11 protein-coding genes are annotated in these 18,442 nt (G+C 60.9%); 5 read left to right on the plus strand and 6 right to left on the minus strand.

Annotation, left to right across the window (positions count from 1 at the left end; translation table 11 throughout):
* Positions 1-11 precede the first annotated feature (11 nt).
* The 6 genes from ACO0U8_RS00730 to ACO0U8_RS00755 all read right to left on the minus strand — a co-directional run bounded on the left by ACO0U8_RS00730 (position 12) and on the right by ACO0U8_RS00755 (position 11,382).
* Entirely contained in the window at positions 12-2,681 is a 2,670-nt protein-coding gene (locus ACO0U8_RS00730; protein ID WP_183846927.1) for a molybdopterin-dependent oxidoreductase, read from the minus strand.
* Positions 2,678-6,874: a nitrite reductase large subunit NirB gene (nirB, locus tag ACO0U8_RS00735; protein WP_421670077.1), complete on the minus strand. Its 4,197-nt coding sequence runs from the start codon at positions 6,872-6,874 to the stop codon at positions 2,678-2,680. Before nirB ends, ACO0U8_RS00730 begins: the two co-directional genes overlap by 4 nt.
* A 21-nt stretch (positions 6,875-6,895) precedes the next feature.
* On the minus strand, positions 6,896-7,693 hold the full coding sequence (locus ACO0U8_RS00740; RefSeq protein ID WP_056777394.1) for an ABC transporter ATP-binding protein: 798 nt from the start codon (positions 7,691-7,693) through the stop codon (positions 6,896-6,898).
* Between the two features lie 9 nt (positions 7,694-7,702).
* Positions 7,703-8,605 carry a nitrate ABC transporter permease gene (ntrB, locus tag ACO0U8_RS00745; RefSeq protein ID WP_421670078.1) on the minus strand — a complete coding sequence of 301 codons (903 nt, stop codon included), beginning with the start codon at positions 8,603-8,605 and terminating at the stop codon, positions 7,703-7,705.
* A gap of 17 nt (positions 8,606-8,622) precedes the next feature.
* Positions 8,623-9,885, minus strand: a complete 1,263-nt coding sequence (locus tag ACO0U8_RS00750; RefSeq protein ID WP_421670079.1) for a CmpA/NrtA family ABC transporter substrate-binding protein — start codon at positions 9,883-9,885, stop codon at positions 8,623-8,625.
* A 279-nt stretch (positions 9,886-10,164) separates the two neighbouring features.
* A complete protein-coding gene (locus tag ACO0U8_RS00755; RefSeq protein ID WP_056777404.1) occupies positions 10,165-11,382 on the minus strand; it encodes a nitrate regulatory protein in 1,218 nt (405 codons plus the stop codon).
* Between the two features lie 193 nt (positions 11,383-11,575).
* On the opposite strand from ACO0U8_RS00755, the gene ACO0U8_RS00760 reads away from it, so the two are divergent.
* The 5 genes from ACO0U8_RS00760 to fhuB all read left to right on the plus strand — a co-directional run bounded on the left by ACO0U8_RS00760 (position 11,576) and on the right by fhuB (position 18,437).
* On the plus strand, positions 11,576-12,112 hold the full coding sequence (locus tag ACO0U8_RS00760) for an RNA polymerase sigma factor (RefSeq protein WP_421670080.1): 537 nt from the start codon (positions 11,576-11,578) through the stop codon (positions 12,110-12,112).
* Entirely contained in the window at positions 12,105-13,139 is a 1,035-nt protein-coding gene (locus ACO0U8_RS00765; protein WP_390975405.1) for a FecR domain-containing protein, read from the plus strand. The genes ACO0U8_RS00760 and ACO0U8_RS00765 overlap by 8 nt, the downstream gene beginning before the upstream one ends.
* 117 nt (positions 13,140-13,256) lie before the next feature.
* Complete coding sequence (locus ACO0U8_RS00770; protein WP_056777414.1) at positions 13,257-15,605, plus strand: TonB-dependent siderophore receptor; 2,349 nt, start codon at positions 13,257-13,259, stop codon at positions 15,603-15,605.
* Positions 15,605-16,507 (plus strand): ABC transporter substrate-binding protein, encoded by a 903-nt coding sequence (locus tag ACO0U8_RS00775; RefSeq protein ID WP_421670081.1) that lies wholly within the window; start codon positions 15,605-15,607, stop codon positions 16,505-16,507. Before ACO0U8_RS00770 ends, ACO0U8_RS00775 begins: the two co-directional genes overlap by 1 nt.
* Complete coding sequence (gene fhuB / locus ACO0U8_RS00780; protein WP_421670082.1) at positions 16,500-18,437, plus strand: Fe(3+)-hydroxamate ABC transporter permease FhuB; 1,938 nt, start codon at positions 16,500-16,502, stop codon at positions 18,435-18,437. The genes ACO0U8_RS00775 and fhuB overlap by 8 nt, the downstream gene beginning before the upstream one ends.
* The last annotated feature ends 5 nt before the right edge of the window (positions 18,438-18,442 follow it).

An 18,442-nucleotide genomic window follows, 5' to 3' on the forward strand; every position in this document is an offset into this window, starting at 1 on the left:
TTCGAGGATGTTCATTGGTCGTCTCCTGCCGTCAGCGACGTAAGCTGGCCGGCTATGATCTTTTTGAGTTCGGGAATGCATGAACCGCAGTTAGTGCCGCATTTCAGCTGCGCGCCGAGCTGCTGCACGCTGTGACATCCCTGCCGCACGGCGTCTGCGATGGCGATTTCGCCGATGGCAAAGCAGCTGCAAATCATCGCGCCGGTGGGGGCTTTACCGTTTCCGGCGGTGCCTGCCAGCAGCGCCAGACGCTGCGACGCGGTCACCGGCGGCTGAGAAAATGCGGCCACCACCGCCTGACGTTCCGGCGCAGGGCGACGGCGGTGCGCGTAAAACGCCAGTTGCAGCTCACCGCCGGACCAGGCCAGAAGATGAAAACCGTCATCGCCCAGATGTGCCGCCTGGCAAACCCACTGGCCGGTGCCGAAATGTTCGCTGAGCCAGGCCGTCCAGTCCTGCGGTAAAGACGAATCGGCCAGCGTGTAATGCGTCACGCCCTGCTGCGCGATGCGGCTCCAGTAAGCAGTGTCAGGCGGTGCCGGATGCCGGTCGCTGTCGCCGCGCATAAACAGTTCGGCCTGCCAGGCGGCATTCCAGCGGCGCAGACTGACCGGCATATGTTTGCTTTCCGGCTGCCCGGACAGCGGATCGGTATGTGCCTCAATCAGCGCATCCACCCTGGCCTGCTGGCTGAACTGGCTGTTCCAGTGCATCGGCACAAAGACGCTGCCGCGCGGTTGCAGCCTGTCCGGCTGGGCGCGCAGCAACAGCCAGCCGTGCGAGGAGGCAACGCGCACCAGATCGCCGGGCTGGATCTGCGGGGCATCGTCGGGATGAAACTGACAGAAAGGTTCGCTGATGTGCTGCATCAGGCGCGCAGATTTCCCGGTGCGTGTCATCGTGTGCCATTGGTCACGCACCCTGCCGGTGTTCATGATCAGCGGACAGGCAGCCGTCGGCGGGTTCACCGGCGGCCTTGGCGTAACGGGGATCAGCCGCGCATGGCCGTCAGGATGGAAAAACCGGTTATCGGTGAACAGCCGCGCAGTGCCCTGCGGATTTGCGGCGTTGACCGGCCACTGCACCGGACGCAGCCCGTCCCACTGTTCATTGGAAAGCTGCGCCATCCCGCTGATATCAAACGCCCGCGAGCCCTGATTTTCAAAACCGGAAAGCGCCGCATGTTCGCGGAAAATCTCTGCCGGATGCTGATAGGCGAAGGCATCGTCATAACCCAGACGCTGCGCCACCTGACAGAGGATCCACCAGTCCGGTTTCGCCTCGCCCGGCGCTGGCAGAAACGCCCGCTGACGGGAAATGCAACGTTCGGAATTGGTGACCGTGCCGTTTTTCTCGCCCCAGCCCTGTGCGGGCAGGCAAATGTGGGCGGCACGGGTGGTATCGGTATCGCGCATGATGTCGGAGACAATCACCAGCGGGCAGCGCGCCAGCCCGGCACGCACGCGGTCGGCATCCGGCAGCGACACCAGCGGATTGGTGCCCATGATCCATACCGCTTTGATCTGGCCTGTTTCCACGGCACGAAACAAGTCAACGGCGTTCAGTCCGGCGGTTTTCGTGACGTTGTCACTCGCCCAGAACCGCCCCACGCGATCCACCTCCTGCGCGCTGAACCCCATGTGCGACGCCAGCTGGTTTGCCAGACCGCCCACTTCGCGCCCGCCCATGGCATTGGGCTGGCCGGTGATGGAAAACGGCCCGCAGCCTTCGCGGCCAATCTTGCCGGTCGCCAGATGTAAGTTGATGATGGCGTTGCATTTATCAACGCCGGAGCTGGACTGATTGATGCCCATCGAATACAGGGTCACCAGCCGGTCACTGTCAGCAATCATCTGATAAAAGGCCATAAGCTTTGCCGGAGGCAGCGCGCACGCATCGGCAGTGCGGGCTGGCGTCCAGGTTTGTGCCGCCTGCAAGGTCTGTTCCGCACCCCGGGTATGCTGTTGCAGGAAAGCGGCGTCGAGTTTCCCGCTGTCCGCCATGGCGTTCAGCGCACCACAAAACAGCGCCGCATCGCTGCCGGGGCGCAACGCCAGATGCAAATCGGCGATATCACAGGTGGCGGTCTGGCGCGGGTCAATCACAATAATGCGCATTGCGGGCCGCTCTTTTTTCGCCTGCGCCAGCCGCTGATAAACTACCGGATGCGCCCAGGCGGTATTGGAACCGGTGAGGATCACGCAGTCTGCCCGTTCCAGATCCTGATAGCTGCACGGCACGGCATCCGCGCCGAACGCACGTTTGTAGCCGACCACCGCCGACGCCATGCACAGGCGCGAGTTGGTATCCATATTTCCCGCGCCGATAAAACCCTTCATCAGTTTGTTGGCAACGTAATAGTCTTCCGTCAGCAACTGGCCTGAGCCGTAGAAGGCCACGGCCTGCGGGCCATGTTCGCGGATCACCTGTTGCAATCCGCTGGCGACGGCGTCCAGCGCCTTCTCCCAGCTGACCGGCTGGCCGTGGATTTCCGGCTGAAGTAAACGTCCCTGCAAATCCAGCGTTTCTCCCAGCGCGCTGCCCTTAACGCACAGCCGCCCGAGACTGGCCGGATGCGCATCGTCGCCGCTGGCGCTGAAGCCCTGCACCTGCGGTTGCATCCTGACGCCACAGCCGACGCCGCAGTATGCGCAGGTGGTGAACGTCGCGTCTTTTTTCATAGGCTGACCGTCTCAATCCGCTCTGCGGCACGCACCCCGTGGCTCACCGGGTTTTCCTGCACCCAGACGCGCCCGCCGTCCACTTTGACCGGCCAGACGCTGAGTGCGGTGTGCCCGTCATCCACGCTGCACCCGTCCAGCAAACGAAAGCGCTGCTTGTACAACGGCGAAATCACCACCGGTTCCCCTTTCACATCGCCCAGCAGGCCGCGCGCCAGCACGTTAGCGTCGCTGTCCGGCTCATGATTGCTCAGGGCAAAAACCTTCTGCGGATGATCCGGCAGGTGGAACAGCGCAATCTGGCGGTTTGCCAGCCGCGCCGCCATTCCTGCGTTGGCCGGGATGGCGTTCAGTTCGCACAAATCCACCCAACCATGAACGGCCATCACCGGCTGATTCACCACCACCGGTGGCAGTGAGGCGCGCTCCGTGGGAGTTGCCGGGCGGATCTGCTGCCGCTCCTGCACCATGACTACCGCTTCGTCCGGCAGTTCGCTGTTCACAAACGGCCTGAACAGCGCCAGACGATCCGGGTCAGCCAGCGTGGTCTGCCATTCGCACTGATAGGTGCCGACCACGGCGTTCATCTCGTTTTCCAGCTCCGCGCCGATATGCAGGCTGTCTTCCAGCACCACCTGACGCAGATACGCCATCCCGCCTTCCAGATTGTCCATCCAGGTGCTGGTGCGTTGCAGGCGGTCGGCGGTGCGGATGTAGAACATCAGAAAGCGGTCCACGGTGCGGATCAGCGCTTCGGTGCTCATGTCCTGCGCCAGTAAATCGGCATGGCGCGGCTTCATGCCGCCGTTGCCACAGACGTAAAGGTTCCAGCCTTTTTCCGTAGCAATCACACCGACGTCTTTGCTTTGTGCTTCGGCACATTCCCGGGTGCAGCCGGACACGGCCATTTTGATTTTGTGCGGCGAGCGCAGCCCTTTGTAGCGGCTCTCCAGTTGCAGCGCCAGCCCGGTGGAATCCTGCACGCCGTAGCGGCACCAGTTGGATCCGACGCAGGATTTCACCGTACGCAGGGATTTGCCATAGGCGTGACCGGTTTCGAACCCGGCATCCACCAGTTGCTGCCAGATTTCCGGCAACTGCTCCAGCCGTGCGCCGAACAGATCGACACGCTGGCCGCCGGTGATTTTGGTGTAAAGGTTGTAACGCTTGGCGACCAGTCCGATGGCGATCAAGCCGTCCGGGGTGATTTCCCCCGCAGGGACGCGCGGTACCACGGAATAAGTGCCGTCTTTCTGGATGTTGGCGAAGAAGCGGTCGTTGGTGTCCTGCAATGGCAGATGTTGCGGTTTGAGCAGGTAATCGTTCCAGCATGATGCCAGCACCGATCCCACCAGCGGTTTACAGATTTCACACCCGTGGCCGTGGCCGTGTTTCTGAATCAGTTCACCGAAACTGCGGATATTGCCCATGCGGACCAGGTGATAAATCTCCTGCCGCGAATAGGCAAAATGCTCGCAGATGTCTTTTTTAACATCGACGCCCATTTCCGTCAGCGCGAACTCCATCACCTGTTTGGTCAGCGCCGCACAGCCGCCGCAGCCGGTGGCTGCTTTGGTACAGGCTTTGACTGCCGCCATGTCGCCGCAGCCGCCTTTCACCGCGTCACAGATATCCGACTTGCTGACGTTATGGCAGGAACAGATCTGCGCGCCGTCCGGCAGCGCCGCCACGCCGAGGCTTTTCGGCGCAGCACCGGTGCTGGCGGGAAGGATCAGCCCTTCCGGATTCGCGGGCAGCGGCATGTCGTTGAGCATCATCTGTAACAACGTGCTGTATTCGGTGCTGTCGCCGACCAGCACCGCGCCGAGCAGGCGTTTGCCATCCTGCGACACCACGATTTTTTTATACACTTCCGCCGGGCCGTCCACCCAGCTGTAGCTCTGGCTGCCGGGGGTACGGCCGTGCGCGTCCCCGACCGACGCCACTTCGACGCCGAGCAGTTTCAGTTTGGTGCTCATGCCCGCGCCCTTGAACGCCACTTCGCTACCGGACAGCGTATCCGCCAGTGTGCGCGCCATCTGATAACCGGGCGCGACCAGCCCGAAGATCTGACCGTTCCACAACGCACATTCACCGATGGCAAAAATTGCCGGATCGGAGGTGCGGCACTGGTCATCAATCACAATGCCGCCACGCGGGCCGACCGTCAGCCCGCACTCTTTTGCCAGCTGGTCACGCGGGCGGATCCCGGCGGAGAACAGCACCAGATCGGTTTCCAGATGGCTGCCGTCGGCAAACACCATGCGGTAACTGCAGGTTTCACCTGCGACGATTTCGCGGGTTTCTTTGCCGGTGTGCACCTGCACATCCAGCGCTTCAATTTTGCGGCGCAGCATGGCCGCACCGCCCTCATCGAGCTGAACGCCCATCAGCCGTGGCGCAAACTCCACCACGTGCGTTTGCAACCCGAGATGTTTCAGCGCATTGGCCGCCTCCAGCCCGAGCAATCCGCCGCCCACCACCACGCCGGTGGTGCCCTTACCGGCGCAGGCCTGGATCGCCGCCAGATCGTCGAGCGTGCGGTACACCAGGCAGCCCGGCGCGTCATTCCCCGGTATCGGCGGCACAAACGGGTAAGAGCCGGTCGCCAGCACCAGCAAATCGTACGCCGTCTGCCGCCCCTGCCGGTCAACCACAAAACGGTGTTTGGTATCAATGTGCTCCACGCCGTGCGCGAGACGCAGCTCAATACCGGTGGATTCGAAGAAGCCGTCCTCTACCATCGACAGCGATTCGGCGCTGCGTCCGGAGAAAAACTCTGACAAATGGACGCGGTCATATGCCGGGGACGTTTCCTCGGCAAACACGATCACCTGATAGTGCAGATGCAGTTCGCGCTCGACCAGTTGTTGCAGGAAATGGTGTCCGACCATGCCGTGTCCGGCCATCACTAAAACGGGTTTTGACATTACATTGCTCCTCGCTATCTCATGGGATAACGGTTCGTTCAGGGGGAGATCAGGCACCGCAGGCGTTTCTTCTGGATTGAAAACGCTCAGTTGCGATGGCTGAATGGATGGATGGCGAAGACGTGAGAAGTAGTCCGGCCCGTCGCTGATGTCGCCCCACAGCAGCACACCTTGCAGCTGGTTGTGGCGCAGTAACAGGCGGCGGTAGTGGCCGTCGATCGGGTCAAAGGTGCTGTGGATCTGGGCGTCATCACCGGCGGCAAGTTCACCGGCGCAAAACAGGTCAATGCCAGTCACCTTCAGGCGCAGCGGGACGTTTTGTACGGTAAAGGGCGTTGCATCATCACCCGCCAGTCTGGCCGCCAGGTTTTCTGCCTGCTGCCAGCAGGGAGCGACCAGCCCGAAAGTCAGTTCGCCCAGCTGACAACATTCGCCGATGGCGGAAATATGCGGATCAGAAGTCTGCAACCCGCTATCCACCAGAATGCCACGCGCACAGGCCAGACCGGCAGCCTGCGCCAGCGCAATATCCGGGCGGACACCGGCGGCCACCACCACACGATGCGCCGCCAAAACGCGGCCATCGCACAAGGTCACCTGCCGGACGTTGCCGCTGTCGTCTGCGCCATAGGCCGCCGTTTGCGCCTGCAATACCGTTTCGATACCGCGTGACAGCAGGCTCATGCGCAGCAGCCCGGCAGCATGTTCATCCAGTTGCTGATCCATCAGATGCGGGCCGCGATGCAACAGCGTGACCGCCATTCCGCACATCGCCAGCGCCGCGGCGGCTTCCACGCCTAACACGCCGCCGCCGATCACCACCGCCGGTCGTCCGGCCACCTGTCCGTGCAGAATGTTTTCGACGTCGCGCTGCGTACGGAATCCGTGGATCCCCGCCAGTTGCGCCCCCGGCAGCGGCGGCATAAAAGGCCGCGAACCGGTGGCGATCACCAGATGATGGTAAGAGAACGTTTGCCCCTCAACGCTGACCCGTCTGGCGGCACGGTCAATGGCCGTGACCGGCGCACCGCGCAAAAACGTGACGTTGTGACGTTCATACCAGCTCTGTTCGTGCGTCACGATATCGGCAAAGGATTTCTCGCCCGACAGTACCGGCGTGAGCATGATGCGGTTGTAAGCGGGCTGCGCTTCGTCACCGATGATCAGAATGCGGAAGCGCGACGGTGCGCGTTCGCACAGCGTTTCCACCAGCCGGACGCCCGCCATGCCGTTGCCGATCACCACCAGAACAGGTTTATCCATTGCGCTCACTCCACCACTGACTCAGGCCACGGCCTGGTGTTTTTCGTACAGGAACTGCAATACCTGCTGGCGGTACTGGTGGAACCTCGGATCGTTCGCCAGCGCCAGCCGTGAACGCGGCCGTTCGAGCGCCACCTGCATCACTTCGCCGACTTTCGCCGCCGGTCCGTTGGTCATCATCATCACGCGGTCAGACAGCAGCACCGCTTCGTCCACGTCATGAGTGATCAGCAAAATGGTGGTGTTCAGGCGTGACTGGATCTCCATCACCGCGTCCTGCAAATGCGCTCTGGTCAGGGCATCCAGCGCGCCAAAAGGTTCGTCCATCAGCAGCACTTTGGGTTTCATCGCCAGCGCGCGCGCAATGCCGACCCGCTGTTTCATGCCGCCGGAGATTTCACCGGGGCGTTTGTGCATGGCATGTGACATATGCACCAGCTCAAGGTTGTGTTCGATCCATGCCTGCATGTCGCTTTTGCTCATCTGGCCTTTGAATACCTGATGTACCGCCAGCGCGACGTTCTCAAAAGCGGTCAGCCAGGGCAGCAGCGAATGGTTCTGAAACACCACGCCGCGCTCCGGGCCGGGGCCGTTAATCTCCTGGTTGTCACACAGCAGGACGCCTTCGGTCGGGCGGCTCAGCCCGGCAATCAGGTTCAGCAGCGTGGATTTTCCGCAGCCGGAGTGACCGATCAGGCTGACGGTTTCACCCTGTGCGATGTCAAAACTGACGTTGTCGAGCGCCAGAAATGGCCCTTTGGCGGTCGGGAAACTTTGCGTGACGTTTTCTACGCGGATAATGGCTTTGTCGTTTTTCATGTCAGGCTCCTAACGGTTTTCGTAGCTGAAGCGCCGCGCAATGGCCATCAGCCCCTGCTCCAGCAGCATGCCCACCACGCCAATCAGCAGGATGGCGATGATGATGTTTTCCACGTTGAGGTTGTTCCATTCGTTCCAGATCCAGAAGCCGATCCCCACGCCGCCGGTGAGCATTTCTGCCGCAACAATCACCAGCCAGGCGATGCCGATGGACAAACGCACGCCGGTCAGGATGTACGGCAGCACGGCAGGAAACAGGATTTTGTGCATCACCGTGAATTCACTGAGTTTGAGCACCCGCGCCACGTTGAGATAATCCTGCGGAATGCGCATCACGCCCTCGGCGGTGTTGAGGATCATCGGCCAGATTGAGCAGATAAAGATGGTCCAGGCGGATGCCGGTTCGGCGCGCTGAAACAGCAGCAGACCGATTGGCAGCCAGGCCAGCGGGCTGACCGGTCGCAGTAAAGAGATGATCGGGTTGAGCATATTGGCGATAAAACGGAAGCGGCCAATCAGGAACCCGGCCGGGATCCCCACCAGCGCCGCCAGCCCGAAGCCCATCGCCACGCGTTTGAGCGACGCCAGCACGTTCCAGCCGATGCCCATGTCGTTCGGGCCGTCGATGTAAAACGGGTCAGCAAAGATGATTTTCGCCGCGTCCCAGGTTTTCAGCGGCGTCGGAAACCCTTTGCTGCTGAGTGCGGCAATCTGCCAGATAGCAATCAGCACTATCGCGCCGAGCAGCCCCGGCACGAGTTTTTGCATCATGCGACGCAGGATTTCACGCCCTTTGCTGCCGGTCGCGGCTTTCGCCACCGGCGGCGGCGCGGCTTTCGCGGCGTTCAGCGGCAGAATTTCCGCGCTTTCCGGCTCTGCGGTCAGGGCGACAATATTGGTTTTCGGGTTCATGGACATTTCGGCCTCACTTAACGTTTCATGGCAAAACTGTTGGCGTATTGCGCGGGGTTGCTGCCATCCCACACTTTTCCGTCAAACAAGGTGCTGCTGCGCATATCACCCGCAGGCATGTTGATGCCGCCCACCGCCGTGGCGGCCTGTTTGTAGATGTCGGTGCGGTTGATCTTTTTGGCGACGGCCAGGTAATCCGGATCGCTGTCAATCAGCCCCCAGCGTTTGTGCTGCGTCAGGAACCACATGCCGTCGGAGAGGTACGGATAGTTGACCGCGCCGTCGTTGAAGAAGCGCATGCTGTGGGCATCTTTCCACTTTTTGCCCAGCCCGTTGTCGTACTCGCCGAGCATGCGTCCCTGAATGGTTTGCGCCGGGGTATTGATGTAGGCGCGCGCCGCCACCCCCTGCGCGGTTTCAATGCGGTTGGCATCGGAGGTGTCTATCCAGCGTGAGGCGTCGAGCACCGCGGCGGTCAGTGCGCGGGCGGCGTTAGGGTTCGCGGCTACCCAGGCGGAAGTGGTACCGAGGATTTTTTCCGGATGATCGGCCCAGATTTCCTGGGTGGTGGCGGCGGTAAAACCGACGTCATCTAAAATGGCGCGCTGGTTCCAGGGTTCTCCGACGCAGTAACCGCTCATGTTGCCAATTTTCATGTTCACCACCATTTGCGGCGGCGGTACGACGACGTTACGCACATCGTTAAACGGGTGGATCCCGGCATTCGCCAGCCAGTAATAGAGCCACATGGCATGGGTGCCGGTGGGGAACGTCTGCGCAAAGGTGTAGGTGCCTTTGGCGCTGGCATCCACCACTTTTTTCAGCGAGGCCGCATCGGTGACGCCCGCCTGTTTCAGCTGGTTTGAGAGGGTGATCGCCTGCCCGTTATTGTTGAGGGTCATCAGCATCGCCATGTCGTGCTGCGGACCGGAGGCCCCGAGCTGTAATCCGTACACCAGGCCATAAAGCACGTGGGCGGCATCGAGCTCGCCGGACACCAGTTTGTCGCGCACCGACGCCCAGCTCGATTCTTTGCTGGGGATGATTTTGATGCCGTATTTCTCATCGAACTTTTTCACCGCCGCCATCACCACTGACGCGCAGTCAGTGAGCGGAATGAAACCAACGCGGATCTCTTTTTTCTCGGGCGCATCAGAGCCCGCCGCCCAGACGCTGTTCATAAAGCCCGGCATCATCATGCTGCCGCCCAGCACTGCACTGCCGGCCAGAAAACGGCGGCGGGAGAATGTGCCCACTGTGTTGTTGTCGTCTTGCGTCATTACGGCTTCCTGTAAGGTGAAAAATGAGCAAAAAAAAAGCGTCCGGTTAGCGCTCAGTTTCCTGAACGCTAACGGACGCCTTTATCCGAAATGCTGACTAAACCGCCATTGGTTTAGTGCTGTGATGATAAACAATGCAGCTTGTGTGCCAACTTGTGACATCACTGGTAAATCAGCCGGTTAGCGGGTGCCCTTCGCGTTCAGCGCTTTCCGGTGCACCGCCACTGCCCGCGGTGCACACCCGTATGGCACATAGATTGTGCAGATACTCCTTTAGGATTAGGACGCGGATTTGCCCAATACCGCCGCCACCGAGAGCATCGCGTCGGCGATGTCTGACAGCTTTTTGTTCTGGTTCATCGCCATGTCGCGCAGCGTCTTGTGCGCCTGCGGCTCGCTCATGCCGTGGTGTTGCATCAGTAAGCCTTTGGCGCGTTCCACTACTTTGCGTTCGGCAAGCGTGGTGCGCAGTCCGGCCAGTTCAGCATCCTGCGCCTGTAGCTGGCGGGATTGCTGCTCCACCAGTTCGAGGACGGAACGGCTGAGCTGCGGCGGGATCAGCGCGGCGTAGTGCGGGTCATGGCGCGGTATCTGGCCGATTTCCTGCTGCTGCAATTCTCCGGCACGTTCTGCATCGCGGATCCGCTGACGGCAGCATTCGGTCAGCACATCTTCCAGTAAATCCTCGACAATTTTCATGCCGTCGATGCGGGCGGTGGTGACGTCAAACCAGCGCAACGCCACGTCGCTGGCTTCGCCGGAAGGTGTTGCGCGGGTGCAGGCAATACGGCGAAAACGCTCGAACTCGCTGCTGTCGGCGCTCAGCTGTTGCTGCCACAGCGCCAGACAGCGGGGATCGGCAAACTCGGTGAATGTCTGGAAACAGCGCTCCTGACTTTCGATCAGCGCCAGTAACTGCTGGTGCGTCTGCTCGTCAAAGTGGCGCGCCGTAAAACCCGCCGCACCCAGCGCGCGCTCCTGAGCGGCCAGTTCCTTACCCTGCATAAAGCTGAACATCGCCAACAACGCCCGTGAGACAGAAGGATCACCGGAGGTATCCGCAGCTTCAAACACCAGTGCCAGATGAATGCGGATCACCTCGCTGTAACGGCTCATGGCGTCCGGCTGTTGGATACTCAGCGCCTGAACCTGCGCGCGCAGCGACGGCAGCGTGCTCAGGCTATGCAACACGCCGGCAATCCGGCTGAACAGCCGCGAGGCGTTAGCCATCGGTTGTCCGTGGAGATCGAGCGCCGCAAGTTGCTGGCTGACCGCCTGCTCAGCAAGCTGTACCTGAAGCGCCCGCTCGCTCAGCCGGTCACCCCAGGTTTTGCCCTGCGAACCCAGGTAGATATTTGCCGTGCCGCGCTCGCGTTGTAAGACGTGAATAAGCTGGCTGACCGCTCCCACCAGTTTGCCCATTTGCAGCAACTGTTGCAGGCCGGTGATTTCACTTCTCTTGGAAGCCAGTACAAAATCGAGAGCAGAAAGTGTCATGGTTGAACCTGATCGCCGGAGGATAACAGCGGTGAAGCAAGAAGCGTGCCGGAGGGCGGCCTGCGCAGAGATTCAGACCAGTTAGGCAGATTATTTTCGAGAATGATTATCATTTAAGTATGCCAGGCGCGGGGATTTATGCGTAATATAGGCATCGCAGAAGCCCCCCTGTCCTTCATCACCAGAGAATCAAGTGCCTGCTTTCGAGAAGTATTACACTGAATTATATCGGTTTATAAACCGGAAACTCCGTGACCGTGAACATGCAGAAGACATGGCGCAGGAAACGTTTATCCGGGCGCTGACGGTCACCCAGCCCATACGGTCGCACCGCAGCCTGCTGTACCGTATCGCCCGCAATTTGCTGGTCGATCACTATCGCCGCCCTGACATAGCGTCCGGCGACGCCGCTGATGAGACGGACGCGGAGCAATTTGCGGCGCCTTCTTATCTGCAACCTTACGAATTAATCGAAGAAAATCAGTATACTGAACTGATGACCCGCACCATTGAAGGCCTGCCGCCGCGCTGCCGTGAAGCCTTTATTCTGCACCGCTTTGACGGCCTGTCGCAGAAAGAGGTCGCGCGCCAGATGGGGATCTCCATCAATATGGTCGAAAAACACATTATCCGCGCCATGTTGGCCTGCCGGAACAGTAACGACATCTGGCAGCAGGAGCATTCCGGCCAGCACGCCCGAGACAAGAATAAGGATGGCCTTGATGAATAGCGCCAGGGATCCACATATGCAGACCGATGAGCAGGCCGTCCGCTGGCTGAGTCAACAGCAGACCGGGCTGTCCGCCGGGGAACGCGCTGAATTTGAACGCTGGCTGACGCAGGCCGACAACGCCGCGCGATACCGCGCCATGCAGCAGGTGTGGCAGCAGGTCGGTGAATTGCCGCAGAAAAACGTGGCGCGTCTGCGTGCTTCACTGCCCGCCGCGCGGCCTCAGGCTTTGCGCCGCCCGGTCTGGCACCTGGCCGGTCTGGCGTGTGCGCTGCTGCTGGTGCTGATGTGGCCTGCCTGGCAGTGGCTGTCGCCGCCGGTGATGACCACCCAGCTGCATACCGGACGCGGTGAAACGCAACAGATCACCCTGCCGGATGGCACCGTGCTGACACTCGATGCCCAAACCCGGCTCGACGTGGCGTATTACCCGCAGCGGCGTGAAGTCACGCTCCGTCAGGGGCAGGCTTTTTTTGACGTGAAGCATCTTGAGGACAAACCCTTTGTGGTGCTGAGCGGCCCTTCCCGCGTCACGGTGCTTGGCACCCGCTTCAGCGTGCGCTATATCCCGCAGTCGATGAGCGGCGACGGTGTGGATGTCGCGGTCAGCAGCGGCGCCGTGCGCGTCGGCCCGCGCGCATGGCTGCAAAATATGCGCTGGCGGGCGATGGCCGCACTGCATCTGACCGGGCAGGACCGTCATCTGATGGTGCTGGGCGCTACGCAGCGCGCCACCAGCGATATCCGCGGAAATCTCACCCGTCAGCCACCGGTTGCGCCGGACGCTATCGCAGACTGGCGGCAGTCACGCATTAATTTCAATAACACGCCGCTGCGTCTGGCGCTGGCGGAATTCGCCCGCTACGGCGATATGCCTTACGTGGCGGGATCGGCGGAGGTTGCCGCCCTGCGCATCAGCGGCAGTTTTAACGTCTATCGTCCGGACAGTTTTGCCCGCGCCCTGCCCAAAGTGTTGCCGGTGAAAATCAATCTGCAGGCAGGCGAGACGCAGATCCGCAGGCGCTGAAGGACCCGATCAAAAATAAAGTAAAAATATTCCTGAGACGACGTCAGGGTTTTGGCGTCAGTCTCGTCTTCAGAAAGGATAATGATTCTTATTTGATTTATTTCTGGGGATATCCGCATGACCATTTCTTCGTTTTATCAGGGTACGCGTTTCAAAACTGGCCTGACCGCGATCGCGCTCGCCGTCTGTTCACCGGGGGTTATGGCGGCAGCCACGCTGCCGGTTTCACTGCCTGCCCAGCCGCTTCTCACCTCGCTTAATGCGCTGGCACAGCAGGCAGGCGTACAACTGATTGCCGCACCGGACTCCGTCGCACAAAAAAATGCCCCCGCGGTACAGGGAAACATGACGCTGGAAGCGGCACTTGGCCGTCTGCTGGGCGGCAGCGGCCTGGGTTACAGCCTCGACAACGACACCGTGGTGGTGGCGCCGCAGCCTGCGGCCGCCGACACGCTGACGGTCACCGGGCAGACCGGCCCCTATTCTGCTATTCCGCAGCAAAGCAACTCCGCCACCAAAACCGACACGCCGCTGCTGGAAGTGCCTCAGTCCGTGTCAGTCATTACCCGTGAACGGATGGACAGACAGAACGTGCAAAGCGTCACCGAAGCGCTGCGTTATGTGCCAGGCGTCAAAACCGAAACCTACGGTGTGGACCCTAAAGGCTATGACTGGATCTACATTCGCGGGTTTAACGCCCTGACCACCAATGATTACCGCGACGGCCTGCGCCAGCTCAACAACAGTTACAGCTATTTCCGCACCGAACCTTACGCGCTGGAACGGATTGATATTGTGCGCGGGCCTTCATCCACGCTGTTCGGTCTGGGCGACGCGGGCGGTATTGTGAACCGCATCAGCAAGCTGCCGTCGGCGCAGGGCGTGCATGACGTGGAAGTCGAGCTGGGCAATTTTAACCGCCGTCAGGCGCAGTTTGATATGAGCGATAAAATCGATGATGACAGCCATTATCTGTACCGCGTGATCGGCCTGGCCCGTGACAGCGACACGCAGTTCCAGTACCGCGACGGCCCGGATGTGGAAGATAACCGCGTCTATCTCGCCCCCTCTCTGACCTGGCTGCCGGACGCCGATACCAGCCTGACCGTGCGCGCCGATTATCTGCGTGACACCTCCGGCGGCACCATCGCCGTGCTGACCAAACCGGGCGGCAAGGTCACCGATACCCTGCTCGGCGATTACAGCTATAACCGTTTTCGTCAGGAACAGTTCACCGTCGGGTATGAGCTGAGCCATCAGTTCAACGATATTTTCCAGGTGCGCCAGAACGTGCGTTACGGCCAGACTGACACGATTTTGAATAACCTGCTGCCGGGCGCGGTGAATTTCAACGCCGGTACGGTGTCGCGCAATGCGATTCGTTTTGACGAGCACATGAATGCGTTCAATATCGACAACCAGTTGCAGGCGGATTTCTCCACCGCCTCCGTCACGCACCGTCTGTTAACCGGGCTGGATTACAGCCGCCTTGATGGCAATGCCAAACGCTTCGGGGCCGCCGCCCCGGCGCTGAATATCTACAACCCGGTGTATGGCCAGAATATCGCCGACCCGACCTATGCCCTGAACAATAACGATCAGACCACCGCGCAGCTCGGCCTGTATATGCAGGATCAGATTTCACTGACGCCAAAATGGTTGCTGACCTTAGGCGGCCGCCACGATGACATCAGTATGCGCACGCAAAATAATCTCAACGACAGCACCAGCTGGCTGGATAAAGGCGCCTGGACAGGCCGTGCCGGGCTGACGTACCTGGCCGATAACGGGCTTGCGCCGTACATCAGCTATGCCGAATCTTTCGTGCCAAACAGCGGAACCGACAGCCAGAACCGCACGTTCGATCCGAGTAAGGCGCACCAGTACGAAGTCGGCGTGAAATATCAGCCGGACCCGGACCTGCTGATGACGCTGGCAGCGTTTGATATCACCAAAAGTAACGTGCTGACCAACGAGATCGTCAATAATGTGATCACCGGTTATCAGGTGGCTTCCGGCGAAGTTCGCTCGCGAGGCGTGGAAGCGGAAAGCACGGTGAAGCTGACGCAGAATCTCGATGTCCTGGCGTCGTACACCTACACCGAAACCGAAATCACCGCCAGTAACAACGGCGACCGCGGCAACGAGCAGGCCAACGTGCCCAAACACATGGCTTCCACCTGGCTGAATTACGGCTTCCATCAGGGCGTGCTTGACGGTTTGCTGCTGAGCACCGGCGTGCGCTATGTCGGCAGCATGTACGGCGATAACGCCAATACCGTGCCGGTGAAGAACTTTGCATTGATCGACGCCGGGGCGAAATATCAGGTTAATCAGCATGTTTCTGTCGGTTTCAATATTCAGAATCTGCTGGATCATGACTATGTCGGCACCTGCGACGACGACACCAGCTGTTATCCGGGGCAGGAACGCACGTTCATCGGCTCGCTGAAATACAGCTTCTGATGTCAGGCCTGTTACTCAGCCGGCGCGACTGTCTGAAGGCGTTACTGGCGCTGCCGCTGCTTGATGCAGCGTCGGCGCTGGCGGCGCCTGCGGATCACCGTATCGTTGCCATCAACTGGCTGGCGGCGGAAACCCTGCTTTCGCTCGGTATTACGCCGCTCGCGGTATCTGACGGCGGTTATTTTCGCCGCCGGATTGCCACGCCGGTGTTACCGGCAGAGGTTCAGGATATCGGCCCCTACTGGGAGCCGAATCTGGAACTTATCGCCGCCCTGAAACCCGGACTCATTCTCAGCGACAGGCTTGCGCCTGCCCTCCTCGACAGCCTGCAACGCATCGCGCCGTTGCAGGTGGTGTCGGTCTATCCTTCTGCCGGGCCGCTCTGGTCAGCCTTGCTGAACTTCACGGCGGAACTCGGGCAACAACTGGCGATCTCCCCCCGCGCCGCCCGCCTGACAGAGACGTCCGCGGTGGCGATCGAACGCTGCAAACAGCGCATCGCGCATGCCGCCGGGCAACGGATCCTGGTCGCCGTACGCAGTCAGGACGGGAAATACGCCACGGTGTATGGCAGCAACAGCCTGCCCGATGCGCTGCTCACTCAGCTCGGGTTACGCAATGCCTGGACGCAGCCGGTCGGCGCGATGGGCACCGCCAATGTGGGCATTGAGAAACTGGTGTCGTTACCGGCGGACTGGCTGTTTTATACCGAACTGCCGACCACGCTGACCCGCGTTTCGCGGCTGCGTCAGCCGCAGGGTATGTGGCAGCAGTTACCGCTGGTGGCCGCCGGCCGGGCCAGAGAACTGTCGCACTTCTTCCCGTTTGGCGGTCTGGCGACGGCGGTGAGTCTGGCGCAGCACATCACGGCGGCACTGGAAGAGGCAACGGGCGATGCATAAACAACACCGTGCTTTGCTCCCGTGGCTGTTCGCGCTGCTACTGACGCTGCTGTGCGCATTTTTACTGTTCAGTAATCTTTCACGTTCTGGCAATACGCCTTCTCCGGCAACCGCCAACCTGTTGCTGCATTACAGTTTTTTACCGCGTCTGGCGATCGGCGTGCTGGCGGGAATGGCGCTGGCGATGGCGGGCCTGCTTTTTCAGCAGGTATTGCGCAATCCGCTGGCCGAACCCGCGACGCTCGGCATTGCCGCCGGTGCCAATCTCGCCATGTCCGCCAGCATGATTGTGTTCCCCGGCCTGCTGGTTGTCGGCCTTACCAATCTGGCGCTGGCGGGTGCGGCGCTGACCGCGCTGGTGCTCTATCTGCTGATCGCCCGTCAGGGGCTGGATCCGCTGAAAGTGATCCTCACCGGCATGGTCATCAGCCTGTACGGCAATGCCCTCAACACGCTGATGGTGTTGTTCAACCATGATTATCTCAGTGATTTGTTCAGCTGGCAGGCCGGTTCACTCAGCCAGAGCGGCTGGCAGGCGACGCAGTTTTTATTGCTGCCGCTGCTGATACTGATGGCACTGAGCGCCCTGCTGGCAAGGCCGCTGGCGCTGATCGGCCTTTCCGACCAAAGCGCCGGTGCGCTCGGTGTTTCGGTGGTGAAAGTACGTATCGCCACCCTTGCCGTCGCCGTGGCGCTCAGTGCGCTGGTCACCAGTCAGCTTGGCATTATCGGTTTTGTCGGACTGGCCGCTCCGGCTCTGGTGCGGCTGACCGGCGTGCGTTCATTCCGGCATCAGATGCTGTGGGTGCCGCTGTGTGGCGCGCTGTTGCTGACGCTGGTCGATCAGCTGGCACAGTTTCTGTCACCTGCCGGGGGCGATCTGCCGACCGGTGCGCTCTCGGGATTACTCAGCGCACCGCTGATGCTGGTGTTGCTGTTTCGCCAGCGCAATCCGCTGATCACGCCGTCGCCGTTCAGCGCACCGCACGCACGCACGCTGACCCGCGCCCGGCTGCGGATCTTGCTGCTGATGTTGCTGGGCGGGATCGTCGTTTCGTTGCTGGTTAACCGGTCGCCGGAAGGCGCTGCGTTCCGGGCGCTGCTGGAATGGCGCTGGCCGCGCATGCTCGGCGCACTCAGCGCAGGGGCGATGCTGGCGGTCGCCGGGGTGCTGATCCAGCGGCAGAGCGGCAACCCCCTCGCCAGCCCGGAACTGCTCGGCATCAGCAGCGGCGCATCGCTTACGGTGGTACTGATGGTTGTCCTGTTTAATCAGCCGCTGTCGTCGCTGTTTCCGGCTGCGCTGGCGGGCAGTTTGCTGGCGACACTGTTGCTGTTTATGTTCGGGTTACGCTCGCGCTTTCAGCCACAGTCGATGGTCATGGTCGGGCTGTGTCTGACCCATCTGAGCATGGCGCTGAGTATGCTGTTGCTGATGAGCGGCGACCCGCGCGCGATGATGTTGCTCAACTGGAGCACCGGATCCACCGCAGGCATCACCGCAGAACGTGCGGTCTGGGGCGCGGGTCAGGCGCTGCTATTGATCCCGCTGGCCTTGCTGTTGCAGCGCTGGGTGCAGTTGCTCAGCCTCGGGCATCCCACCGCGCGGGCGCTCGGCATCGGGCTGCGGCGCAGCAATATGCTGATCCTGCTGCTGGCGGCGGCGCTGACCGCAGGCGGCACGTTGCTGATCGGCCCGCTGAGTTTTGTCGGGCTGATCGCCCCGCAGCTGGCCCGCTACAGCGGCGCAATCCGTTTCCGCGCGCAATGTCTGGTCGCGGCACTGTTTGGCGCTTTGCTGATGGTGATCGCCGACTGGCTGGGCCGTAACATCGCCTGGCCGTGGCCGGTTTCCGCCGGGCTGCTGTGCGCGCTGATCGGCGCACCGTGGTTTTTATGGCTGCTGATGAAAGGAAGGGGTAAGCACTGAAGATT

This window comes from Rahnella sp. EDr1-12 (genome assembly GCF_049206505.1).
GTDB classification, from domain to species: domain Bacteria; phylum Pseudomonadota; class Gammaproteobacteria; order Enterobacterales; family Enterobacteriaceae; genus Rahnella; species Rahnella rivi.

Bases quoted from the DNA above. Each gene is read 5' to 3' on its own strand.
- ACO0U8_RS00755 (WP_056777404.1), bottom strand. From the start codon at position 11,382: ATGACACTTTCTGCTCTCGATTTTGTACTGGCTTCCAAGAGAAGTGAA.
- ACO0U8_RS00770 (WP_056777414.1), top strand. From the start codon at position 13,257: ATGACCATTTCTTCGTTTTATCAGGGTACGCGTTTCAAAACTGGCCTG.
- ACO0U8_RS00750 (WP_421670079.1), bottom strand. From the start codon at position 9,885: ATGACGCAAGACGACAACAACACAGTGGGCACATTCTCCCGCCGCCGT.
- fhuB (WP_421670082.1), top strand. From the start codon at position 16,500: ATGCATAAACAACACCGTGCTTTGCTCCCGTGGCTGTTCGCGCTGCTA.
- ACO0U8_RS00765 (WP_390975405.1), top strand. From the start codon at position 12,105: ATGAATAGCGCCAGGGATCCACATATGCAGACCGATGAGCAGGCCGTC.
- ACO0U8_RS00730 (WP_183846927.1), bottom strand. From the start codon at position 2,681: ATGAAAAAAGACGCGACGTTCACCACCTGCGCATACTGCGGCGTCGGC.
- ACO0U8_RS00775 (WP_421670081.1), top strand. From the start codon at position 15,605: ATGTCAGGCCTGTTACTCAGCCGGCGCGACTGTCTGAAGGCGTTACTG.
- ntrB (WP_421670078.1), bottom strand. From the start codon at position 8,605: ATGAACCCGAAAACCAATATTGTCGCCCTGACCGCAGAGCCGGAAAGC.
- ACO0U8_RS00740 (WP_056777394.1), bottom strand. From the start codon at position 7,693: ATGAAAAACGACAAAGCCATTATCCGCGTAGAAAACGTCACGCAAAGT.
- nirB (WP_421670077.1), bottom strand. From the start codon at position 6,874: ATGGATAAACCTGTTCTGGTGGTGATCGGCAACGGCATGGCGGGCGTC.